Here is a 22,709-nt window from a genome sequence, read left to right as displayed (position 1 = left end):
CGAGGAGGTACCCGTGTCCGCCACCCTGATGAGGCACCCCGGCACCGTATTGACCGACCACGTCTTCTCCGTCCCCCTGGACCACAGCCGTCCGGACGGCGAGCGGATCGAGGTGTACGCGCGCGAGGTGGTGGCGGCCGGGAAGGAGCACGAGGACCTGCCGTGGCTGCTGTTCCTCCAGGGCGGCCCCGGCCACGGCTCGCCCCGCCCGCTGGGCCCGGAATCCTGGCTGGGCGTCGCGCTGCGCCACTACCGGGTGCTGCTCCTCGACCAGCGGGGCACCGGCCGCTCCACGCCCGTGAACCGGCAGTCCCTCGCGCTGCGCGGCGGCGCGGAGGAGCAGGCCGCCTACCTGGCCCACTTCCGCGCCGACGCGATCGTCCGGGACGCGGAGGCCGCACGCCGGAGCCTGCTGGGTGAGCGGGGGAAGTGGTCGACGCTGGGCCAGAGTTTCGGCGGCTTCTGCACGCTCGCCTATCTCTCCCACGCACCGGAGGGTCTCAAGGAGTGCTTCGTGACCGGCGGCCTGCCCGGTCTGCGCGTCGGCGCCGAAGACGTCTACCGCGCCGCCTACCCGAGGGTCGCCGCCAAGAACGCCGCCCATTACTCCCGCTATCCGCAGGACGTGGAAGCCGTGCACCGGATTGTGGAGCATCTGGCCGGCCGTGAGGTGCGGCTGCCGGACGGGAGCCCGCTGACCGTCGAGCGGTTCCAGACCCTGGGCATGCTGCTGGGCCAGGGCAGCGGCTCGGATGCCCTGCATTATCTGCTGGAGGACCCCTGGATCCGTGGCGTGGCGGGAGCGGAGCTGTCCGACACGTTCCTGGAGGCTGTGCGGGCGCGGATCTCACTGGCGGACAGCCCCCTGTTCGCGGCGCTGCACGAGCCGGTCTACGCCCAGCGCTCGGTGAGTTCACTCGGCACCCGCTGGGCGGCAGAGCGGGTCCGCGGCGAGTTCCCCGCCTTCGACGCGCGCCGGGCGCTGGCGGCCGGGGAGCCGGTCGGGCTGACCGGCGAGATGATCTACCCCTGGATGTTCGACACCGACCCGGCGCTGCTCCCGCTGCGTGAGGCGGCGCAGCTGCTGGCGGAGCGCGGGGACTGGCCGGACCTGTACGACACGGACCGGCTGGCGGCCAACGAGGTGCCGGTGTACGCGGCGGTCTACCACGACGACATGTACGTCGACAGGAAGCACTCGCTGGCCACCGCGCGCGCCGTGCCCCGGGTGCGCACGTGGGTGACCAACGAGTGGGAGCACGACGGGCTGCGCGTGAGCCAGGGCAAGGTCCTGGAGCGGCTGACGGGGATGGCGCGCGGCGAGGTGTGAAGCGCGGGGCGAGGTGTGAAGCGCGGGGCGCGAGGCGCGGGCCCCGCATCTGGGCGCCAAAGGGGCGCGGTGCGGTGTCATATACGCGGCTCCGCCGCGATGGGGGTCCCCCCTGTTCGAGCACAGCCGAGAACCCGGGGGACCGACCAGCCTGGGGGTACCTCCCTGCTCGAAGAGCTTGGGGGAACACCCGCAGACGGCACACCCGCAGACGCCGAACCGCACTCCCCACGGAGCACTCAGGGGCGGGCCGAGCGCCACTCCCGGACCGCGCTCTCCACGTCGAACGGCACGAGCCGGTGCGGGGGGCCGTCCGGGGGCCGCCGGACGGCCTCGGCGATCTTCGCGTTGATCTCGGTGAGGATCGCGCGCACCTGGGCCTCCGAGGTCGCCTCGGCGGCCTTCTCGCGGGCCTCCTGCGCCTCCTTGCGGAGCGCGAGGGAGGGCGGCACGTAGGAGAGGTTCTCGTCGCGCATCTTGCGCTCGACCCACCACTGCTCGGTGTAGGGCTTGTCGATGCTGGGCAGCGGCTTGCCGGCGCCGGGCAGATTCGCGAACTCGCCGCGCTCCTCGGCCTCCCGGATCTGGCGGTCGGCCCAGGTCTCGAAGCTGATGCCTGGGGGCTTGCGTTCGGTCATGGCACGTCCTCTCAGGTAGTGGCCTGGTCCGGCAAGGGCGCTCGCCCCCCAGTTTCGCAAGCGCACCCCGCCCAGGGACAGAAGCCCCCCGGTGCTCCCCTCAAGTGCCGGCGGCCGGGATCCTCAGTGCCGGCGGCCGGGACCGTCAGTACCGGCGGCCGGGACCCTCAGTGCTGGTGGGCCGGGACCGCGCAGGCGCCGTCCTCGCACACCGGTGCGCTCTCGGATGCCTGGACCTGGACGAGGCCGCCACCCGCCGCGTGGGCCTGCTCCAGCGCCTGGGTGAAGACCTCGGCGGGCTGGCCCCCGGAGACACCGAAGCGGCGGTCCAGCACGAAGAAGGGCACGCCCGTCGCGCCGAGCGCCGAGGCCTCACGCTCGTCGGCGCGTACGTCGTCCGCGTACGCCTCCTCGTCGGCGAGCACCCCGCGGACCTCCGCCTCCTCCAGCCCTGCCGAGGCGGCGACGGCGACGACGGTCTCCGTGTCGCCCAGCGGCAGCAGGTCGGCGAAGTTGGCCCGGTAGAAGGCCTCCAGCAGCGCCGTGTGCGCCTCGGGGCCGCGCTTCTTGGCGTGGTGCAGCAGCCGGTGCAGGCCGAAGGTGGAGCCGTTCATCAGGCGCCCGGACGCGTACCCGAGGCCCTCACCGCGCGCGGTCTGCGCCACGCGCGCTTCCGCCGCCTCGGCCTCGTCGGGCGAGAGCCCGTACTTGTCTGCCAGGAGCTGGATGACGGGCAGCCCGGTGGGCTCCCCCGCGTTCGGGTCCAGTTCGAAGGAGCGGTGCACCACCTCGACCTCGTCGCGGTGCGCGAAGGCCGCCAGGCCCTTCTCGAAGCGGGCCTTTCCGATGTAGCACCAGGGGCAGGCGATGTCGGACCAGATCTCTACACGCATGACCGGACCAACCGTCCGTACACGGGCGCTATTCCCCGCCCGCCGCGGGGTCGTTGATCCCCGCCTCCTCCTCGATCTCCGCCACCCCGCGTGCCACGCCGAGGGCGACCGCGTCCTGGGGGCGCAGCCGCAGGGCCTCGGCGGTCTCCGGTACGCGTTCGGGGCCGCGCTTGAGGATGGCGGCGGCCGGCTCGGGGGCGATCACGGAGAAGTAGCTGTCGGGAGTGACCCACAGCCTGCCGGGCGCGGCCAGCGCGAGGGCGCCGCCGGAGCCGCCCTCGCCGATGAGCAGCGAGGTGACCGGAACGCTCGCCTCAGCGACGGCGGCGAACACCTCCGCGATGGCGGGCCCCGCCCCGGCCCGCTCGTCCTCGGCCCCGTTGGCGGCGCCGGGGGTGTCGATGAGGGTGAGGACGGGGAGGCCGAGCCGGTCCGCCATCCGGATGAGCCGGGAAGCGGCGCGGTATCCGGACGGCAGGGTCGCGGTCCCGCACTGTGCGACGTAGGCGACCGCGCGGCCCTCCCGCAGCCCGAAGCCGCACAGCGTGCCCGGGTCCGCTCCCCCGCAGCGGTCGCCGCTGATCTCCCGGCGGGTGTCGAAGTAGGCGTCCAGATACGCGGCGGCGCGCGGCCTGCCGGAGGAACGGGCCCGTGCGACCGCCTCCGGGCCGCTCCCCGGGAGCGCGCCGTCACCACCGTTTCCGGTCAGCGCGTACGGGACCGGGGCGGGTTCCGGAGAACGGGTGCCGCCCGTGAGCAGGGCCAGCCACTCGGCGACCGCGCCGCCCAGGCGCGCGGGCGGCACGATCTGGTCGAGGTGCCCCGCCGCGTACTGGCCCTCGACGGTGTAGGCGGCGGGATCGGCGTCCGGGGGCCGCACCCGGGAGCCCGCGAACGCGGCCTGGGCACCGGGGAGTCCGAGCACCACGTCGGCGCCCGCCGCGAGGGTGGCCCAGCCGCCGCCGGTGGACGGATCGCGGACGACGGCGAGCTGGGGAAGGCCCGCACGCCGCGTCAGCGCGGTCTGCCGTGCCACGCGCTGGAGCTGGCTGAGCGCCCGCATCCCCTCCTGCATACGGCTGCCGCCCGTGGCGACGAGGGTGACGACGGGCAGGCCCAGTTCGCGCGCTTTCAGGTGGGCGGCCTCGATCCGGTCGCCGGTGCGCTCTCCGAGCGAGCCCCCGAGGAAGCCGAACTCGAAAGAGATCAGCACCGCTTGCACACCGCCCGCCGCACCTGTGCCGCCCCCCGGGGCAGCGCGGCCCTCCGGGGCAGCGCCGCCCGCAATGCCGGTGCCGCACACGACGGACTCGCTCTCGCCGGTGCGCAGCGCGGCCCGCGCCCTGGCCTCGTCGTAGCCGGGCCAGCCGAGCGGCCCGTCGGCCTGGTCCGCCCCGGGAGTCCCTCTCTCCGGAGCAGTCTCAAGGGCCGGAGCCAACGGCTCCGCCGACGCGAACTCCCTGAAGTCGCGCACCACCTGGGCGAGTGCGCCGCGCGCCGAGTGGCTGTCCGGGTCCGTGGTTTCGCTGGGGCTCATACGTCCAGGCTGCGGCACCCGGCGCCCCGCTGTCAGCCCAGCCGTGCCGCGCGGGCCAGCAGATAGCGCCGTTCGGGCAGGCTGAGGGTCAGCTCCGCCGCGGCGGAGTACGCCGCACGCGCCGCTTCCCGGTCGCCCGCGCGCTCCAGCAGATGGGCACGTACGGCGCCGAGCCTGTGGTGGCGTTCCATGGCCGGCTCGTCCTCCAGCGCCGCGAGCATGCTGAGGCCGACCCGGGGACCGTGCACCATGGCGGCGGCAACGGCGTGGTTGAGGGTCACGACGGGGCCGGGTGCGACGCGCTCCAACAGCCCGTAGAGGGCGAGGATCTGCGGCCAGTCGGTGTCCTGGGCCGAGGCCGCCTCGTCGTGCACGGCGGCGATGGCGGCCTGGAGCTGGTAGGAGCCGACGGGCTTGTGGGACAGCGCCTCGGTGACCAGCGCGAGCCCCTCGGTGACGGCCCCCCGGTCCCACAGCGTCCTGTCCTGCTCGTCCAGCGGCACCAGGGACCCGTCGGGCCTGGAGCGGGCCGCGCGGCGCGCGTCGGTCAGCAGCATCAGTGCGAGCAGCCCGGTCACCTCGCCGTTCGCGGGCAGGAGCGCGCGCAGGGCGCGGGTGAGCCGGATGGCCTCCCCCGCGAGTTCGTGCCGCTGGAGGCTGCTGCCCGCCGTGGCGGTGTAGCCCTCGTTGAAGATGAGGTACAGCACGTGCAGGACGTCGCCCAGCCGCTCGGCGCGCTCCCTCTCCCCGGGCGGGACGAAGCGCGCGCCCGCCTCCTTGATGCGCCGCTTCGCGCGGCTGACGCGCTGGGCCATGGTCGCCTCGGGCACCAGGTAGGCGCGGGCGATCTCGGCGGTGGTCAGGCCGCCGACCGCACGCAGGGTGAGCGCGGTGCGCGCCTCGTGGCCGAGCACCGGATGGCAGCACAGGAACAGCAGCGTGAGGGTGTCGTCCTTGGAGGGTGCACGGCTCTCACCGGGCGGGGGCGCGAGGAGCTCGTCGCGGGGCGCGCTGGCGGCCACTCGCTCCTCGCGGCGTCTGCGGGCCTCCTCGGCGCGCAGGATGTCCGTCAGCCGGCGCGAGGCCACCCGGATGAGCCAGCCGAGCGGATTCTGGGGCCGCCCACCGGAACCGCCGGCTCCCCCGGCCCCACCGGCCTCACTGACCTCACCAGCCTCACCAGCCCCACCAGCCCCACCAGCAGGGTCTCCGTCGGCGTCCCACTGTCGTGCGGCGGCCAGCAGGGCCTCCTGGACGGCGTCCTCAGCCGCGTCGAAGTGGCCGTAGCGGCGTACGAGCGCGCCGAGGACCTGCGGCGCCAGACGGCGCAGCAGGTCCTCGGTCGCGGCGGTCGCGGGCATGCCCTGTCCGCTCCTCGGGTCGGGTCGGGTCTTCGCATCCGGCCCGCTTCCCGGGCAGCGGGTCTCACATCTCGGATCCGCCGCCCTCCTGGACGGGCTGGACGACGATGGGCGGGTCGACCACGCCCTCGGGAACGGGGCAGGAGTACGCCTTGGCGGCGATCTCGATGGCACGTTCCTCGCTGGCGACATCCAAGATCCAGTATCCGGCCAGCACCTCCTTGGACTCGCCGTAGGGGCCGTCGGAGACGAGGGGCTTGCCGTCCTTGGCGGTGACCAGCTTGGCCTCGGAGGGGGCGCTCAGACCATTCGCGTCGACCAGCTCGCCGGATTCGGCCAGCTCGTCGTTGAGGGCCCCCATGTGCGCGAACATCGCCCGCATGTCCGCCTCGGTCCAGACCGAGGAGCCCCCCTTGCCGCTCATGGAGTCGTAGGTGGCCTGGTCGCCCATGATCATCAGCATGTACTTCATGGTCCACTCTCCCGGGTCTTCCTGGCGCCCCCGGTGGGCGCCTTCACGGGTACGTCGGAGCCGGCGGCGCGCTCTCGACAGGTCCCGGGAAAAAACTTTCACACCGTCTCCCCCACGTCTGCCGGACGGCCACACTCGCGGGGTTCCCAGCGGTTCACGACACCACTCGTCCACGCAGCACCACGTGCCGCGGCGCCACCAGAGCCCCCACGTCCGCGCGGGGATCGGCCTCGCAGACGACGAGATCCGCGGGGGCGCCCTCGGTGAGGCCGGGGCGGCCGAGCCAGTCGCGGGCCCGCCAGGCCGTGGCGGAGAGCGCGTCCAGGGGCGGGATTCCGGCCTTGACCAGTTCGGCGACCTCCTGACCCACGAGCCCGTGCGGCACCGAGCCGCCGGCGTCCGTGCCGGTGAAGACGGGGATGCCGGCTTCCCAGGCGGCGCGCACGGTCTCGTAGCGCCGTGCGTGCAGCTCGCGCATGTGTGCCGACCAGCGGGGGAACCTCGCCTCGCCGCCGTCGGCGAGGTGGGGGAAGGTCGCGATGTTGACGAGCGTGGGCACGATGGCGACGCCGCGCTCGGCGAAGAGCGGGATGGTGTCCTCGGTCAGGCCCGTCGCGTGCTCGACGCAGTCGATACCCGCCTCGACCAGATCGCGCAAGGAGTCCTCCGCGAAGCAGTGCGCGGTGACACGTGCGCCTTCCTCGTGTGCGGCTGCTATCGCCTCCTCGATGGCCCAGCGCGGCCAGCAGGAGGTCAGGTCGCCCTCTTCCCGGTCGATCCAGTCCCCGACGAGCTTGACCCAGCCGTCACCCCGGCGGGCTTCCCTGCGTACGTAGGCGGCCAGGTCGCCCGGCTCGATCTCGTGGGCGTAGTTGCGGATGTAACGGCGAGTGCGGGCGATGTGGCGCCCGGCGCGGATGATGCGGGGCAGGTCGGCGCGCTCGTCGATCCAGCGGGTGTCGGAGGGCGAGCCCGCGTCACGCAGCAGCAGCGCGCCCGCCTCACGGTCGGTGAGGGCCTGCTTCTCACTGGTGATGTCGTCGACGGGGCCATGGGTGTCGAGCCCCACGTGGCAGTGGGCGTCGACCAGGCCGGGCAGCGCCCAGCCCTCCAGCGTCCGGGGCCCGGGATCGGAGCCGCGCGGTGGCGCGGGCCGCTCGTAGGTGATCCGGCCGTCCACGACCCACAGCTCGCCCCGTACGTCCTCGGGCCCCGCCAGCACCCGCCCCTTGATGTGCAGACTCGCGTCACGCTCGCTCATGGACGGAACTGTACGAGCGGGCCGGGGGACATCCGAAGCCTGGTGAACATCCGAAACCCCGAAAAGGGGGACGCGCCCTTGCGCACTGGATTAGGATGCAATTCAGGCGCATTTCCAGGCGCAGGTTCCCGTATTCTTCTGCCCGCTTTCCGTCACCTCAAACACTAAGTTTTCACGGGACCTCGATCCCGCAATTCGGACGCAACTCGTCGTCGTTACGTCACTGTGACGGACTCCACAGCTGGTCTGCTATACCCGGACAAATCCGCTTAATTGAGGGCCAGAAACGGGAGCGCTGCGCGCCTGCGCGCCCCTGCGCGATAACACAATGCACCCCCCTCACGTAACCCCTCACCCCCGTGCAGTTTCGGATTCTGCTGGGTAAATTGAATCCGCATGACCGCCGCACAAGCAGACCATGCACGTGCCCATAGCGATTTCTTGGAAATGCCGGAGGGACTGAAGCTCGACACGCCTCGTGTGGAGGACGGAGTCGCGATTTGGCGCATCGCCCGTGACTCCAGGACCCTCGACCTCAACTCCTCGTACAGCTACCTGCTGTGGTGCCGCGACTTCGCGGCCACCTCGGTCGTCGCCCGCGACGGCGGCGGCGAGCCGGTCGGCTTCATCACCGGCTACGTCCGCCCCCAGCAGCCCGCCACCCTCGTCGTCTGGCAGGTCGCCGTCGACGAGACGGCCCAGGGCCGGGGGCTCGCAGCCGCGATGCTCGACGGGCTGACGCTCCGCGTCGCCGAGGAGTCCGGTATCGACAGCGTCGAGACCACGGTCACCCCGGACAACACCCCCTCCAACCGGCTGTTCGCCTCCTACGGCCGGCGCCACTCGGCAGCGGTCGCCAAAGAGGTGCTCTTCGACGCCGGCCTGTTCCCCGAGGACGGGCACGAGCCGGAGGTGCTGTACCGGATAGGCCCGGTCGTGTTTCCCGGCGCCGCGGCGCGGCGCTGACGTACACGGCCCATCCGCACGCGGGTACGGCACCGTTGCCGGCCCACCCCCCGAAGACTTTCTTTCTCACGCAACTCACTCCCAGGAGCAAGCTGTGACCATCACCCAGCCGGACCTCAGCGTCTTCGAGACCGTCGAGTCGGAGGTGCGCAGTTACTGCCGCGCCTGGCCCACCATCTTCGACCGGGCCCAGGGCGCCCACATGTACGACGAGGACGGGCACACCTACCTCGACTTCTTCGCCGGAGCGGGCACGCTCAACTACGGCCACAACAACCCCGTTCTCAAACGAGCCCTCCTGGACTACCTGGAGCGGGACGGGGTCGTGCACGGCCTGGACATGAGCACCAGCGCCAAACGGGCCTTCCTGGAGACGTTCTCCGAGACGGTCCTCAAGCCGCGCGGAATGAACCACAAGGTGATGTTCCCGGGCCCGACCGGCACCAACGCCGTGGAGGCCGCGCTCAAGCTGGCCCGCAAGGTCAAGGGCCGCGAGTCGATCGTCTCGTTCACCAACGCCTTCCACGGCATGTCGCTGGGCTCGCTCGCGGTCACCGGCAACGCCTTCAAGCGCGCCGGGGCCGGTATCCCGCTGGTGCACGGCACTCCGATGCCGTTCGACGACTACCTCAACGGCGCCACCGAGGACTTCATCTGGTTCGAGCGGCTGCTGGAGGACCAGGGCTCCGGGCTCAACAAGCCGGCCGCCGTGATCGTGGAGACCGTGCAGGGCGAGGGCGGCATCAACGTCGCCCGCGCCGAGTGGCTCCGCGCGCTCTCCGACCTGTGCAAGCGGCACGACATGCTGCTCATCGTCGACGACATCCAGATGGGCTGCGGCCGAACGGGTGCTTTCTTCTCCTTCGAGGAGGCGGGCATCGAGCCGGACATCATCACGCTGTCGAAGTCCATCGGCGGCTACGGCCTGCCCCTGGCGCTCACGCTGTTCAAGCCGGAGCTGGACGTCTGGGAGCCGGGCGAGCACAACGGCACCTTCCGCGGCAACAACCCGGCCTTCGTGACGGCCACCGTCGCCCTCCAGACCTACTGGGCCGACGGCCAGATGGAGAAGCAGACCCTGGCGCGCGGCGAGCAGGTCGAGGCCGCGCTCAAGGCCATCGCCGAGGAGCACACCGCCGAAATCGCCGATTTCCGGGGCCGCGGCCTGGTGTGGGGCCTGGAGTTCCACAACAAGAGCCTCGCCAACGCCGTGGCGCGCCGCGCCTTCGACCTGGGCATGCTCATCGAGACCTCGGGTCCGCAGAGCGAGGTCGTCAAACTGCTGCCCTCGCTGACCATCACCCCCGAGGAGCTGGACGAGGGTCTGCGCATCCTCGCGCGCGCTGTGCGCGAAACCGTCTAGCGCACGCCTGACACGGCCCGTCCCGGGTAACCCGGGACGGGCCGGTTCCGTAATGACCGCCCCACGGGGCAGGACGAGAGAAAGGCACCATCAGACCGTGATCGTTCGTTCCTTCAAGGACATCGAAGGCACCGACCGCCACGTCAAGGCGGCTTCGGGCACATGGGAGAGCAAGCGCATCGTGCTCGCCAAGGAGCGCGTGGGCTTCTCCCTGCACGAGACGACACTCTACGCAGGCACGGAGACGTCAATGTGGTATGCCAACCACATCGAGGCCGTACTCTGCGTTGAGGGCGAGGCAGAACTCACCAACGAGGAAACCGGCGAGAAGCACTGGATCTCTCCCGGCACGATGTACCTCCTCGACGGGCACGAGAAGCACACGATGCGCCCCAAGACCGACTTCCGGTGCGTGTGTGTCTTCAACCCGCCTGTCACAGGCCGGGAGGACCACGACGAGAACGGCGTCTACCCGCTGCTCACCGAGCCCGACGAGGGCTGAGCCACAGTTCCCAGCCGGGCCGCGGACCGGCAGTGCCGGTCCGCTCCTGCTGTTTCGCCCACTGGACAGGGCCGTACGAGAGGAGAGGAAGGCACCACCATGACCATCGCACCCGAGCGCACCGCCGACCTGTACCCGACTCGCGGAACCACCGAGGTGGCCACCCCGCGGATGAACCCCGTCGTGTGGTCCGAACCGGGTACTCCAGGGCCCATCAGGGCCACGGACCTGGCGGGCTTCGAGCGGGACGGGTTCCTCGCGATCGACGAGCTGATCACCTCCGACGAGGTGGACGCCCTGCGCGCGGAACTGGAACGGCTCACCTCGGATCCGGAGATCCGCTCCGACAAACGCTCGATCGTCGAGCCGAAGTCGGAGGAGATCCGGACCGTGTTCGAGGTGCACAAGATCAGCGAGGTCTTCGCACGGCTCGTGCGGGACCCGCGTGTGGTGGGCAGGGCGCGGCAGATCCTGGGCTCGGACGTCTACGTCCACCAGTCCCGGATCAACGTCAAGCCGGGCTTCGGCGCCACAGGTTTCTACTGGCATTCGGACTTCGAGACCTGGCACGCGGAAGACGGTCTGGCGAACATGCGGACCGTGTCGGTCTCGATCGCGCTGACCGAGAACTACGACACCAACGGCGGCTTGATGATCATGCCGGGGTCGCACAAGACCTTCCTCGGCTGTGCGGGTGAGACGCCGAAGGACAACTACAAGAAGTCGCTGCAGATGCAGGACGCGGGGATTCCGTCCGACGAGTCCCTGACCAAGTTCGCCGACGCACACGGCATCAAGCTGTTCACGGGCAAGGCCGGCTCGGCGACCTGGTTCGACTGCAACTGCATGCACGGAAGCGGTGACAACATCACTCCGTACCCACGGAGCAATGTCTTCATCGTCTTCAACAGCGTGGAGAACGAAGCGGTGGAACCCTTCGCCGCACCCGTCCGCCGTCCCGAGTACATCGGGGCACGGGACTTCACTCCCGTGAAGTAATACGGCCGGAACACCCAGGGGCGGGGCGCACGGCGCACCCGCCCCTCCGGCTTGCTCGGCCGGGGCTGCTCCGGCCGGAGCCGGGGCAAGGTCACTCGCGGTGGCCGTCGACCCGTCGCGGCAGCTTCAGCGGGTTCTCGTCGCGCAGCTCCAGCGGCAGCAGCGGCTGGGGGGTGTCCTGGTAGGCGACGGGCCGCAGCCACCGCTCGACGGCGGTCGCCCCGACCGAGGTGGAGGTCGACGTCGTCGCGGGGTACGGCCCGCCGTGGTGCTGCGCCGTGGTGACCGCCACGCCCGTGGGCCAGCCGTTGACCAGCACGCGCCCCGCCAGCGGCGTCAGCCGCGCGAGCAGGGCCGCGGCCGATCCGCCCGCGCCCGTGGCCTCCGCCGCGCCGAGGTGCACGGTGGCCGTGAGGCTTCCGGGAAGCCGTCCGAGCACCTCTTCGACCTCGGCCTCGTCGCCGTAGCGCACGGCGACGGTCACCGGCCCGAAGCACTCCTCCAGCAGCAGTTCGTGCCCGTCACCGAGCGCGTCCGCCGTGACGGTGAGCAGCCCTGGCCGCACCGCACGGCCGTCGTCGCCGGTGCCGGGGGTGACGGGGGTCTCGACGTGGTCGAGGGCCGAGCGGGCCGCGACCCCGTCGAGGAACGCCTCGCGCATCCGGTCGTCGAGCAGGTGCCCGGGGGCCGCTCCGTGCAGGCGTTCGGTGAGCGTGCCGAGCATCCGGTCGCCGGCGTCGCCCTCGGGGACGAAGACGAGGCCGGGCTTGACGCAGAACTGGCCCGTGCCCAGCGTCACCGAGCCGCCCAGGCCCTCACCGATCTCCTCGGCGCGCTCGGCGACGGCGGCCGGGGTGACCACGACGGGGTTGAGGGAGCCGAGTTCCCCGTGGAAGGGAATGGGGCGGGGGCGGGCCGCCGCCGCGTCGTACAGGGCCCGGCCGCCGCGTACGGAGCCGGTGAACCCGGCGGCGGCGACCAGTGGGTGCCGCACCAGTTCGACCCCGGCGTCGAAGCCGTGCACGACGCTGACCACGTCCTCGGGAAGCCCGGTCTCGACGGCGGCAGCACGCAGCGCGTCCCCGCACAGTGCCGAGGTCGCGGGGTGGTCGGGGTGGGCCTTGACGACGACGGGGCAGCCGGCGGCGAGCGCGCTGGCGGTGTCACCGCCGGGAACGGAGAAGGCGAGGGGGAAGTTGGAGGCCGCGTAGACGGCGACGACGCCGATCGGGACCCGGTAGCGGCGCAGGTCGGGCCGGGGCGGGGTGAGGGTGGCGTCGGCGTGGTCGACGATGACGCCGAGGTAGCCGCCGTCCTCGACCTCGTCGGCGAAGGCGCGCAGCTGTCCGGTGGTGCGCCCGAGTTCGCCGGACAGCCGGGGCTCGCCCAGCGCGCTCTCGGCGTCGGCCGTGGCCACGATCTTCTCCCGCCCGGCCTCCAGCCGGTCGGCGGCGGCGCGCAGGAAGGCGGCGCGCGCCCCACGGTCGGCGAGCGCGGGCAGCGCGGCGTGCGCGGCCTGTACGGCGGCGTCCACGTCGGGGGCCGTGGCCTCGTCGGTGACCTGCTCCCGCCGCTTCCCGGTCCGGGGGTCAACGCTCCACACTGGTACTGCTGCTGCCACGGGAGTCCTCCTGCGAGATCCGGCCCCCACAGCGATCCCTGTTCGGTATGCTGAACAAAGTCTCTGTAGGTGAATTCAGCAGGGACTCTAGGGCTGTACGAACAGAGGGGTCAAGGTCGATGTCGGGTACCGAGGCGGGGGGTTCGCAGGTCAAATCGGCCGTGCGGACGGTGGAGTTGCTGGAGTTCTTCGCGGGGCGGCCCGGAATGCACGCCCTCGCCACCGTCCAGGAGGCGGTCGGCTACCCGAAGTCGAGCCTCTACATGCTGCTGCGCACGCTGGTCGACCTCGGCTGGGTGGAGACTGACGCGACGGGCACGCGCTACGGGATCGGCGTACGGGCGCTGCTGGTCGGCACCTCCTACATCGACGGCGACGAGGTGGTGGCCGCGGCCCGGCCCACCCTCGACCGGCTCTCCGACGACACCACCGAGACGATCCACCTGGCGCGGCTGGACGGGACCAACGTCGTCTATCTGGCCACCCGCCAGTCGCAGCACTATCTGCGGCCCTTCACCCGCGTCGGGCGGCGGCTGCCCGCGCACTCGACCTCGCTCGGCAAGGCACTGCTGGCCACGCACTCGGACGAGCAGGTGCGCAAGATGCTGCCGGAGAGCCTGGCGCAGCTCACGGAGCACACCCTCACCGACCGCGAGAAGCTCATCGAGGAGCTGCACCTGGTACGGGAGCAGGGCTACGCGGTCGACCGGGAGGAGAACACGCTGGGGCTGCGCTGCTTCGGCATCGCCGTCCCGTACCGCACGCCGGCCCGCGACGCGATCAGCTGCTCGGTGCCGGTGGCCCGGCTGACCCCGGCGCACGAGCAGATGATCAAGGACGCGCTCTTCGACGCGAAGGACCGTCTGATGCACGCCACCCGGAGGCTGTGAGCGCCACGGGCAGCCGATCCCCGGCGCGGAACCTTTGCTTCCGATTAGCGCACTGATCCAATCCCGGCATGCGGACCACATATCGGAAGACGCGGACCACATACCGGAAGGCCGGGCGCCCGAGCCGTAGAGCCACCGTTTTGAGCTGCGGCCTCGCCCTCGCGGGCGGTGCGCTGCTGCTCCCGTCGGCAGCGGCGTCATCGGCGCCCGCACGGTCCCCGGCGCCACCCTCGGCATCGGCGTCCCCCTCGGCCCCGACATCGGCTTCGGCTTCGGCTTCGGCTTCGGCCCAGCCGGTGCGGGTGCTGTCCTGGAACATCCGGCACGGCGGCGAGGACAGGGTCCTCGGGGGCCGCAAGAACCTGCGGCTGCTCCTCGACCAGGTCGTCGCCCTGAAGCCCGACGTCTTCTTCGCCGTCGAGACCTACGGCTCGGGCGACGCCGTCCGCCGTGCGCTCACCGAGCGCGCGGGCAAGGGGACCTACCGCGCGGTGCAGGTCACCGGGGGCGGGCAGGGGCCGAACAAGGACAACTTGTGGATCTTCACCCGCTACAACGTGGTGAAGGTCTTCCCCGAACCGCGCAGACGCGTCGCCGCCACCGGCTTCAACACGGGCGGGGCACGCGTGGCCCTGCCGAACGGCAGACGGCTCAACCTCGTCGACACCTGGCTGTCCTTCTCGCGCCCCTGGATCGGGAACATGGTGAACAACAACGCCAAGGCCGCCAAGGCGGGCCGCCCCCTGCTCCACACCCGGGCACAGGTCGCAGCCGCCGAGCGGCACAGGCAGAGCCCGCAGCTGCGGAACATCCTCAGCCACCAGCTCCCGTTCATGCTCGAGGGTGACCACTCGCCCGTGCTGATGGCGGGCGACCTCAACACCGTCCCCGCCTCCGACTGGTCGGCGGAATGGGCGCGCTGCCCGCGCCACTACGGGCTCTCCTATGCCCTGCGGACCACCCGGATGATCACCGACGCGGGCTTCCGCGACACCTACCGCGCGGCCCACCCGAACGTGTGCACACACCCGGGCAGCACCTGGAGCCCGCTCAAGCGGCATCACCGGGTCACTCCCGAGCGCATCGACTACATCTTCGCCAAGGGCCGGGGCCTGCGCGTGAACCGGTCCTTCACCGTCGACAAGCGCCTCCCCTCCCACCCCGCGGGGCAGTTCTACTCCGACCACGGCGCGGTCGTCACCGACCTGGCGGTGGCGCCGCGCTGAGCATCCGGCGGCAGCTCGGTGGATGAGGAGCGGCTCAGCGGATGAGGAACGGCTCAGCGGGTGTGAAGGCGCTGAACGGATGAGGAGCGGCTGACGGGATGAGGCGGTCTCCGCCGCGGGGCGGAGGCACTTCCTCACCGGGCAGGACGTGCCGCCGCGCCCGTGCCGGAAGCGTGGTCTCCATGACGAAAGCGAAGACGTGTCTGGCGCTCCTGACCGCCGTGGCGTGCCTCCCGTATCTCACTCTGAAAGTCATCTGGCTGTGCGGCGGCCGGGCGGGCATCCCCGAGGGCAGCCCCCTCCTGGACGGCGGCACCACCTTGTGGACCGTCAACGCGCTGACCGTCGCCATGGACGCCACGGTCATCCTTTTGGTCCTCGCCCTCATCCGCCCGTGGGGCCGACGGCTTCCGGCCGCCTGGCTGCTGCTCCCCCTGTGGTGCGCCTGCGGGCTGCTGGGCCCGATCGTGGTCGCCTTCCCGGTGCAGCAGCTCTACGCGGCGCTCAGCGGCGGGCCGGGCACCGGGCAGGCGTCCGGTGCGGACGGGAGCCGCATGGCGGCGAGCGATCTGCTGGACGGCTGGGTGTGGACGCTGGTCTACACCGGCTTCCTGGCCCAGGCGGTCACCCTGAGCGCCCTGTTCGTGCTCCACGTACGCGACCGCTGGGGCACCCTCCTGCGCGCCCGGCTGAGCGAGTTGCCGCTGCCGTCGCGGGGACGCGGGGTGCGGCGGGGCTGGTTCGCGCTCGGCGCACTGGCGGCGCTGATACCCGCCGTCATGCACGCGATGTGGGCGCTGGGCTCGCAGGCCGGGCTGAGCGGGACGAGCGCGGCACGGAGCGGTTCGGACAGCCGGATCACGAACGCGGCGTTCTTGTTCTTCGCGCTCCTCGCCGTCGCGGGAGCCGCGCGGCTGGCGGGCTCCCGCGCCGAAGGGCGCCGGGGCGGGGCCCGGCTGTGGGGCCCGCTGGCCGCCGCCTGGGCCGGCTCGGGCACCCTGGCGTGCTGGGGTGGCTGGCTGTTGATGGGCGCGCTGTCCGCTGCGGGCAAGCCGGCGGGCCAGCGGGCGACCGCCGCCATGGAGGGCGTCTACTCCGTGCAGGCCCTCGCGGGGTTGCTGATCGCCGGGCTCGCCACACAGGTGCTGGTGCTCCGGGCCCGTGCGCTGCCTGCCGGCGGAGGGCAGGACGCGACGGTGACGGCACTGGAGGGAACAGCGCTGGAGGCGACGGCACGGGAGGAGACGGCGCCCGCGGCCTCGCGGGTGTGAGGGCGGCGGGGCGGCCGGGGGCAGGGGCGGCAGCGGTGAGGCGGCGCGTACGCCGTTACGCTGCCTCATCGCGGCGCGGAGAAGGAACGGGGGAGGCTGTGACCGGGCGGGAGCGGGAAACTGTGACCGGGCGGGAGCGGGTGCGGCGGCTGGGGCTGCGCTGGGTGCATCTGCTCCAGGGCGGTGCGCTGCTGACCCCGTTCTTCCTGCTGGTGATGGTCGGCCTCGGCATCGCGTGGCCCGGCGAGGCGACGGCCTTCGGGCAGTCGTACGGCTGGCAGTTCGCGGGGTTCGGGCTGGCGCTGCCGCTGGCGGCGGTGGCCGGGCTGCTGCCGTCCCTGCGGACCCTGGAGACGGCCTCGGTCCGCGCCCTGTGCGGGGTGCGGGCGGGCGCGCTGGCCACCGGACCCGCCCGCACCTGGGCGGCACGGCGGCGCTCGGCCGCCTGGTTCACGCTCCACGCGGGCCTGGGCGCCCTCGTCAGCGGCGCGTCACTGGCGACCCCGCCCATGGCCCTCGTCCTCCTGGCCTTTCCCTTCGTCCCCGGGCTGCGGGAGAGGGACTGGAACTGGCCGTGGGACCACGAGGGTGCCGCGCTGTGGGCAGCGCCGGTCGCCGGATTCGCCCTGCTGGCGGGCCTGTTGGCACTGGTGTACGGCGCGGGGGCGCTGCTGGCCCGGTGCGCGCCTGCTCTGTTGGGGCCCACCCCCGCCGACCGGCTGGCGGCGGCCGAGCGCCGTGCCGCGGACCTGGCGGCGCGCAACAGGCTGGCGCGCGAGCTGCACGACTCGGTGGGGCACGCGCTCAGCGCCGTCTCGCTCCAGGCGAGCGCGGCGCGCAGGGTGCTGGAGACGGACGCGGGCTTCGTACGCGAGGCGCTGGCCTCGATCGAGGAGACCAGCCGGGGCGCGGTGGCCGAACTGGACGCGGTACTCGGCGTGCTGCGCGAGGACCAGGACGCCCGCTCGGAAGACGACGGGCACTCCACCGCACCCACCCTGGCCACGGGACTCGAGGGCCTGCTCGCCCGTACCCGCGCGACCGGCACCGAGGTGGACGTCACCGTCGACGCCGCGCTGGAGCCGCTGGCGCTCCTGGGGGTCGAGATGTCCGCCGCCGCCTTCCGCGTGCTCCAGGAGGGTCTGAGCAACGCGCTGCGGCACGCGCCAGGTGTGCCCGTACACGTGCGGCTGGAGCGCCACCGCTCCCCGGAGCGCGAGCTGTTGATCCTCTTCATGGAGAACCGGATGGCTGACGCGGATCCCCCTCCGCGCCGTCCGTCCGGGGGACGCGGGCTCGCGGGCCTCGCGGAGCGCGCCGCGCTGCTGGACGGCGTGGCGCACGCGGGGGCCGAGGACGGCGTATGGCGGCTGACGGCGCGGCTGCCGCTGGAGACGAGAACCACGAGACCGGAGAGCACCTCATGAATGCCGACCCCGTCCCCGCGCTGCGGGTCGTCCTCGCGGACGATGAGCGCATGGTCCGCACGGCGCTGCGCGCGATCCTGACGGCGGAGCCCGGGTTCGAGGTGGTGGGCGAGGCGGCGGGCGGCGGCGAGGCCGTCTCCCTCGTGCGCGAACTGCGCCCCGACGTGGTGCTGATGGATGTGCGGATGCCCGAGATCGACGGCCTCCGCGCCACCGAGCGGATCCTGGCCACCCTGGGCGAGGCGGCCCCGCGCATCCTGATCCTGACCACTTTCGAGAACGACTCGTACGTCTACGACGCGCTGCGCGCCGGAGCACACGGCTTTCTCCTCAAGCGCACGACGGCCGAGGACCTGGTGGCGGGAGTGCGGGTGGTGGCGCGCGGCGAATCACTGCTGTTTCCCGCCGCCGTGCGGGCGCTGGCGGCGCGGCACGCCCGCTCCCGGCGCGCCGAGGCGCTCTCCGCACGGCTGACCGCACGCGAGGCGGACGTCCTGCGGCTGATGGCCGAGGGGCTGACCAACGCCGAGATCGCGGCGCGCACCGGCGTGGGTACCGCGACCGCGAAGACGCATGTGGCCGCCGTGCTCACCAAGCTCGGCGCGCGGGACAGGACCCAGGCCGTGATCATGGCGTACGAGCACGGTTTTGTGACGCCCGGCTGAGCGGCGTCCGGCCGCGTCGCCTCCGGCCGCGTCCGAACTGGTCACTCCCGCTGAGTCACGCCGGCCGAGCGCTGTCTGCCGGACCGCGTAGCCACGCCCGCCCCCGTGATGCGGGCGTTGCTACGCGGTGTGGCAGACGGCCTCGATGTTGTTGCCGTCCGGGTCGCGGACGAACGCGCCGTAGTACGCCTCGTGGTACTCGGGCCACAGCCGCGGCGCGTGCAGACCCTCGGCGCCCGCCTCGAGGGCGGCGGCGTAGAACGCGTCGACGGTGGCGCGGTCGGCCGCCGCGAAGGCGATGTGCACCTCGCGCGCCGGCGCCCGGTCGCTGGTGGGAACCAGCCACAGCGGGTGTCCGGTCACACCGAAGCTGACGTTCTGGCCGAACTGCTTCTTGCGCTCACCGCCGAGCGGGGCGAGCACGGCGTCGTAGAAGGCGGCGCTTGCGGCGACGTCGCGTACCTGGATGGCGATGTGATCGAGCATGTCCCCAGGCTTCCACCGCAAGGGCACGGATGTCGCCCGCATTTCACCGCGCCGCCCGCGAGCCGGCCGGTGAATCCGCCGACGGGTGGCCGTTCAGCCTTGGAAGGGCACCTCGCAGTGGTCGGAGAAGCCCTGCCCCGTCAGGCCGAAGGCGCTGTTGGTGCGCGAGCGCATGTTCTCGACGGCGACCGTCATGGTCAGCTCCACGAACGCTTTCTCGCCGAGCCGACCCAGCAGCCGCTCCGCCAGTTCGTCCGGCACGCGCGGCGGGGTGTCGGTCATGGCCTCCGCGTATTCCATGACGTCCAGCTCCATGGCGCTGAAGATCTCACGGTGCTCGCGCCACCGGGGCACGTGCTGGACGCGCTCCATGGGCAGGCCCATCTCCTCGGCCGACCAGTGACCGAAGTCCATGCACCACGTGCACTCGATGCGCGCGGCCGAGGCCATGAGCGCGAGCTGCTTGAGGCCGGGATCGAGGGCCTTCCAGCGCTCCGTGCCGACCTCGAAGATCCCCCCGACGAGCAGCACCCCGGGGTGGTGCCCCGCGGCCAGTACGGGCTCAATCACCGTGCCGAACTTGCGGCGCGAATACCACGAGACCAGCCGTAGGACGAGGCTGCGCGGCGGGTCGAGTGAGATGCGGGGCATGATCGTTCCTCCGGGTCGAGAGCGTTCCGTTCACGGACACCGGCCTGACGGGAGGACCGTTCGCCGGCGCACACGGGTACGACGGACGGCGGCCCGGACGTTGTGACATCGGCGCACTCTCCCGCTCCCGGACGCGTCCCGGAGCGTGGCAGGTCCAGGACTCGGGCGGGGTACGCTGCGCTCCTACGACAACCCCGGCTCGCACCGGGTGATGAGCGCCGACAACGCCGAGCAGCTCGGGTCCGCCATGGAGACGGTGGTCGACAAGGGCACCGGCAGCAACGCGAAGACCGACGGCGCCACCGTCGGCGGCAAGACGGGCACGGCCCAGCACGGCGTGGACAACAGCGGTACGCCGTACGCCTGGTTCACCTCGTACGCCAAGAGCGACTCGGGCAAGAAGGTCGCCGTGGCGTGATGGTCGAGGACTCGGACGCGACCCGCGCGGAGGTCAGCGGCAACGGCCTGGCGGCTCCCATCGCGAAGAAGATGGTGAAGGCCGCCCTACGCTGATCCCGGCTCGCGCCGGAGGCCGCCCGCCCACGGTGCCGGGGCCTCCACCTCCGCCTCCGCGTCCGCCTCCGCCGCAGCGGCGAACAACCACTACGGCGGAGCCCGGCGGTGCCCCGCACACCCCAGCCCGGCAAGCAGGCACGGCACCGCCGAACACGAGCATCGTGGCCGGGCACCATGGCGGCGGAACGTGGGGGGGCGACCCACACCGCGGGACGTGAACGCCGTGGCGGGGCCTCGCGGCGGAAAGAGCGCGGAGAAGCGGCCTGGCCTCAGCGCAGCTGACGAAGCGCCGCGGCGGCGGTCTCCAGGTCGGGTACCGAGGCGAGGCCCGCGTGGTAGAGGCGCAGTTCGTGCGCGCCGAGCGAGCGCGCGTGCGCGGCGTCGTCGGCGAGGGTGCCGGGCGAGCCGCCCATACCGGAGACGACGGTGAAGTTGGCGGCGAGCGTCGTCGTGCCACCCGCGTGCGCGGCGAAAGGCCCCAGCGCGTCGGCCCGTTCGTCCGCCCCCGGTGCGCCGCCGGGACAGGGGACGACCACCCCGTCGGCGTGCGCGAGCACATCGGCGGGTTCGGTGCCCGCGTTGGCCCCGGTGCGGTGGAGGGCCGGATCGGCGTGGAGCAGGACCCGGAAGTCCGCCGCGCCGCCGGAGGGGCCCCGTGCCGCCTCCTCCCGTACCGCGGCGACCGCCTCGCGCTGGAGGCGGCGCGCCGCTCCGCCGCGCCAGGTCGCGAACAGCGCGGCGCTTTCGGTGCCGAGGAGCGCGCGGAGAGCGGCGCGCTCCCCCGCCCTCCCGCCCGGCCCCGGGGCGGGGCGGGAGCGTTCACCGCGCCACAGCGGCTCCAGCGCGGCGATGACGGTACGGCGCAGCCGCCCGGGGTCCGCACCGAGTCCGGCGTACCCCTCCTCGCACACCTCGCAGAAGCACAGGGACATCAGCGCAGCGCCCACCCCGTCCAGCGGCACTCCCGCGACCTTGTCGTGGGCGTGCAGGTGCGCGAAGCCGTACCAGCCGCAGGACTCCAGCTCGGTGCCTCGCGTGCCGGTGCCGTGCCGTACGGCCGCCTCGGCCGCGAGGGCGACCGCGTAGGAGCGCACCTCGGGACGCGCCACGCACGGCGCCCAGGGGTAGCGGTCGCCGTAGGCGTTGCGGACGCTGGTGTGCGGAAAGTCCTCGCCCAGGCGGGAGTTGTGCGCGAGGACCACCCAGGAGTGGACATCGAGTCCGGCGCCGGTCAGCGCGCGGGCGGCCTCGGCGTAGGGCCCGCCGGGGTCCTCGCTCGGCAGCCAGTCCTGGGTGTACGGACGGGGCGCGCCGGCCGTCCAGCGATGCGCCTCGGGCGGATAGAGGACGGCGGAGTGCCGGGCGGTGACGACGCGGTGACGCGGGTGGCGTGGGGTGAGGGCGCGGGTGGAGTGGTAGGCGGAGGCGAGTGTGACCTGCTGGACGCCGAGCGCCGCGAGCCGGCCGGGCGCCTCGGGGTCGCCGACGATGTCCCAGGGGTAGACGAAGGCGGAGGCGCGCATCAGCGGCCGGCCCCGACCAGTTCCAGGCCGCGCTCGATCAGCGCGGCCAGCTCCTTCACATGTGCGGGCGAGGGTTCGGACAGCGGCGGGCGCACCTCGCCCACGTCCAGGCCGCGCAGCCGCACGCCCGCCTTGACCAGCGAAACGGCGTATCCCTTGCCCTGGTTGCGCAGTTCGACCAGCGGTACGTAGAAGCCGTCGAGCAGTTCGTGGACGGTGGCGTCGTCGCCGGAGTCGAGCGCCGCGTGGAAGGCGAGCGCGATCTCGGGCGCGAAGCAGAAGACGGCGGAGGAGTAGAGGGTCACGCCGAGGACCCGGTAGGCGAGCTCGGTCAGTTCGGCGGTGGGCAGGCCGTTGAAGTAGCGGAAGTCCCGCTCCAGGCCCGCGCCGCGCACGGCGGTGATGATGCGTTGCATCAGGTCGGCGTCGCCGTACCCGTCCTTGAGCCCGACGATGCCGGGATGGCGGGCCAGCTCGACGACGGTGCGGGGGGTGAAGACGGCGTTGTCGCGCTGGTAGACGACGAGGTCCAGGGAGGTGGCCTCGGCCAGCGTGGTGTAGTGCCGCAGCAGCCCATCCTGGTCGGGCACGACGAGGTACGGCGGCATCGCCAGCAGACCGTCGGCACCCGCCTCTTCGGCGAGTGCGGCGAACTCGGCGGCCAGCGCCGTGCCGTAGCCCACGCCCGCCACGACAGGTGCCCTGCCCTCCGCCTCCTCGACGGCGACCGCCACGCAGTCGCGGAACTCCTCCGGCGCGAGCGCGTGGAACTCGCCCGTGCCGCAGCAGGCGAAAACGGCTCCCGCGCCCGCCTCGATGCCGTTGCGCACATGCGCGCGGAACACGTCGAGGTCGACGGAGCCGTCCGGCGCGAAGGCGGTGACGGGGAAGAAGAGCAGCCCGCCGAGCCGCTCGGCGAGCGGACGCACGGAGGCGGACGAGGGCTGGGACGAGGGCATGCGGCGCTCCTTGGAGGGTCGGGTCACGCCTGACGGCGACAGACAAGTGCACACGCTGCCATTCCCCGCCGTGCACGTTTCTGATCTGCGTCCATATTCCTGAACAAATGCCACGCTAAGGCAGCGCATCTGCGCCGGTCAAGGCCGAAGTC

At 72.5% G+C, this 22,709-nt stretch carries 21 protein-coding genes and 1 pseudogene; 11 read left to right on the top strand and 11 right to left on the bottom strand.

Going from position 1 to position 22,709, the window contains the following annotated elements; translation table 11 throughout:
- The first annotated feature begins 28 nt into the window (after window positions 1–28).
- The gene (locus OHB04_RS33000) at window positions 29–1,330 is read left to right on the top strand and encodes an alpha/beta fold hydrolase (RefSeq protein ID WP_326809567.1); all 1,302 of its coding nucleotides are present in this window, start codon (window positions 29–31) and stop codon (window positions 1,328–1,330) included.
- A 239-nt stretch (window positions 1,331–1,569) separates the two neighbouring features.
- On the opposite strand, the gene OHB04_RS32995 is transcribed toward OHB04_RS33000, so the two are convergent.
- The 6 genes from OHB04_RS32995 to OHB04_RS32970 all read right to left on the bottom strand — a co-directional run bounded on the left by OHB04_RS32995 (window position 1,570) and on the right by OHB04_RS32970 (window position 7,492).
- Window positions 1,570–1,968: a J-domain-containing protein gene (locus OHB04_RS32995; RefSeq protein ID WP_326691296.1), complete on the bottom strand. Its 399-nt coding sequence runs from the start codon at window positions 1,966–1,968 to the stop codon at window positions 1,570–1,572.
- Between the two features lie 167 nt (window positions 1,969–2,135).
- Window positions 2,136–2,861 (bottom strand): DsbA family oxidoreductase, encoded by a 726-nt coding sequence (locus OHB04_RS32990; RefSeq protein ID WP_326691295.1) that lies wholly within the window; start codon window positions 2,859–2,861, stop codon window positions 2,136–2,138.
- A 28-nt stretch (window positions 2,862–2,889) separates the two neighbouring features.
- On the bottom strand, window positions 2,890–4,398 hold the full coding sequence (locus OHB04_RS32985; RefSeq protein WP_326808885.1) for a carboxyl transferase domain-containing protein: 1,509 nt from the start codon (window positions 4,396–4,398) through the stop codon (window positions 2,890–2,892).
- A gap of 32 nt (window positions 4,399–4,430) precedes the next feature.
- Window positions 4,431–5,759 carry an RNA polymerase sigma factor gene (locus OHB04_RS32980; protein WP_326808884.1) on the bottom strand — a complete coding sequence of 443 codons (1,329 nt, stop codon included), beginning with the start codon at window positions 5,757–5,759 and terminating at the stop codon, window positions 4,431–4,433.
- Between the two features lie 64 nt (window positions 5,760–5,823).
- Window positions 5,824–6,231 carry a YciI family protein gene (locus OHB04_RS32975; protein WP_326808883.1) on the bottom strand — a complete coding sequence of 136 codons (408 nt, stop codon included), beginning with the start codon at window positions 6,229–6,231 and terminating at the stop codon, window positions 5,824–5,826.
- 154 nt (window positions 6,232–6,385) lie between these two features.
- A complete protein-coding gene (locus tag OHB04_RS32970; protein ID WP_326691291.1) occupies window positions 6,386–7,492 on the bottom strand; it encodes an amidohydrolase family protein in 1,107 nt (368 codons plus the stop codon).
- A gap of 447 nt (window positions 7,493–7,939) precedes the next feature.
- On the opposite strand from OHB04_RS32970, the gene ectA reads away from it, so the two are divergent.
- The 4 genes from ectA (at window position 7,940) to thpD (ending at window position 11,322) form a co-directional block, all read left to right on the top strand.
- Window positions 7,940–8,458, top strand: coding sequence for a diaminobutyrate acetyltransferase (ectA, locus tag OHB04_RS32965; protein ID WP_326808882.1), 519 nt, complete (start codon window positions 7,940–7,942; stop codon window positions 8,456–8,458).
- A gap of 94 nt (window positions 8,459–8,552) precedes the next feature.
- Window positions 8,553–9,821 carry a diaminobutyrate--2-oxoglutarate transaminase gene (gene ectB, locus OHB04_RS32960; RefSeq protein ID WP_326691289.1) on the top strand — a complete coding sequence of 423 codons (1,269 nt, stop codon included), beginning with the start codon at window positions 8,553–8,555 and terminating at the stop codon, window positions 9,819–9,821.
- Between the two features lie 97 nt (window positions 9,822–9,918).
- Window positions 9,919–10,323: an ectoine synthase gene (locus OHB04_RS32955; RefSeq protein ID WP_326691288.1), complete on the top strand. Its 405-nt coding sequence runs from the start codon at window positions 9,919–9,921 to the stop codon at window positions 10,321–10,323.
- Between the two features lie 99 nt (window positions 10,324–10,422).
- Window positions 10,423–11,322, top strand: a complete 900-nt coding sequence (thpD, locus tag OHB04_RS32950; protein ID WP_326808881.1) for an ectoine hydroxylase — start codon at window positions 10,423–10,425, stop codon at window positions 11,320–11,322.
- 91 nt (window positions 11,323–11,413) lie between these two features.
- Here thpD and OHB04_RS32945 read toward each other — a convergent pair whose 3' ends face one another.
- Window positions 11,414–12,925 (bottom strand): aldehyde dehydrogenase (NADP(+)), encoded by a 1,512-nt coding sequence (locus OHB04_RS32945; protein WP_326809566.1) that lies wholly within the window; start codon window positions 12,923–12,925, stop codon window positions 11,414–11,416.
- 137 nt (window positions 12,926–13,062) lie between these two features.
- Between OHB04_RS32945 and OHB04_RS32940 the strand changes: the two genes are divergently transcribed.
- The 5 genes from OHB04_RS32940 (at window position 13,063) to OHB04_RS32920 (ending at window position 18,422) form a co-directional block, all read left to right on the top strand.
- Window positions 13,063–13,833 (top strand): IclR family transcriptional regulator, encoded by a 771-nt coding sequence (locus tag OHB04_RS32940; RefSeq protein WP_326691286.1) that lies wholly within the window; start codon window positions 13,063–13,065, stop codon window positions 13,831–13,833.
- Between the two features lie 296 nt (window positions 13,834–14,129).
- The gene (locus OHB04_RS32935; protein ID WP_326808880.1) at window positions 14,130–15,059 is read left to right on the top strand and encodes an endonuclease/exonuclease/phosphatase family protein; all 930 of its coding nucleotides are present in this window, start codon (window positions 14,130–14,132) and stop codon (window positions 15,057–15,059) included.
- 182 nt (window positions 15,060–15,241) lie between these two features.
- Complete coding sequence (locus OHB04_RS32930) at window positions 15,242–16,330, top strand: hypothetical protein (RefSeq protein WP_326808879.1); 1,089 nt, start codon at window positions 15,242–15,244, stop codon at window positions 16,328–16,330.
- A gap of 98 nt (window positions 16,331–16,428) precedes the next feature.
- Entirely contained in the window at window positions 16,429–17,757 is a 1,329-nt protein-coding gene (locus tag OHB04_RS32925; RefSeq protein ID WP_326808878.1) for a sensor histidine kinase, read from the top strand.
- Window positions 17,754–18,422 carry a response regulator transcription factor gene (locus OHB04_RS32920; RefSeq protein ID WP_326691282.1) on the top strand — a complete coding sequence of 223 codons (669 nt, stop codon included), beginning with the start codon at window positions 17,754–17,756 and terminating at the stop codon, window positions 18,420–18,422. The genes OHB04_RS32925 and OHB04_RS32920 overlap by 4 nt, the downstream gene beginning before the upstream one ends.
- Window positions 18,423–18,542: 120 nt before the next feature.
- On the opposite strand, the gene OHB04_RS32915 is transcribed toward OHB04_RS32920, so the two are convergent.
- Window positions 18,543–18,908: a VOC family protein gene (locus OHB04_RS32915; protein WP_326691281.1), complete on the bottom strand. Its 366-nt coding sequence runs from the start codon at window positions 18,906–18,908 to the stop codon at window positions 18,543–18,545.
- Between the two features lie 93 nt (window positions 18,909–19,001).
- Window positions 19,002–19,559 (bottom strand): carboxymuconolactone decarboxylase family protein, encoded by a 558-nt coding sequence (locus OHB04_RS32910; RefSeq protein WP_326691280.1) that lies wholly within the window; start codon window positions 19,557–19,559, stop codon window positions 19,002–19,004.
- A gap of 223 nt (window positions 19,560–19,782) precedes the next feature.
- Between OHB04_RS32910 and OHB04_RS32905 the strand changes: the two are divergent.
- Window positions 19,783–20,072: pseudogene (locus OHB04_RS32905) on the top strand (penicillin-binding transpeptidase domain-containing protein); the annotation flags it as partial.
- 272 nt (window positions 20,073–20,344) lie between these two features.
- Here OHB04_RS32905 and OHB04_RS32900 read toward each other — a convergent pair.
- Window positions 20,345–21,598: a hypothetical protein gene (locus tag OHB04_RS32900; protein ID WP_326808877.1), complete on the bottom strand. Its 1,254-nt coding sequence runs from the start codon at window positions 21,596–21,598 to the stop codon at window positions 20,345–20,347.
- Window positions 21,598–22,557 carry a 5-dehydro-4-deoxyglucarate dehydratase gene (locus tag OHB04_RS32895; protein WP_326691278.1) on the bottom strand — a complete coding sequence of 320 codons (960 nt, stop codon included), beginning with the start codon at window positions 22,555–22,557 and terminating at the stop codon, window positions 21,598–21,600. The genes OHB04_RS32900 and OHB04_RS32895 overlap by 1 nt, the downstream gene beginning before the upstream one ends.
- Window positions 22,558–22,709 lie beyond the last annotated feature (152 nt).

This window comes from Streptomyces sp. NBC_01775 (assembly GCF_035917675.1).
Lineage (GTDB): Bacteria > Actinomycetota > Actinomycetes > Streptomycetales > Streptomycetaceae > Streptomyces.
This window is presented reverse-complemented; position numbering and strand designations above follow the sequence as displayed.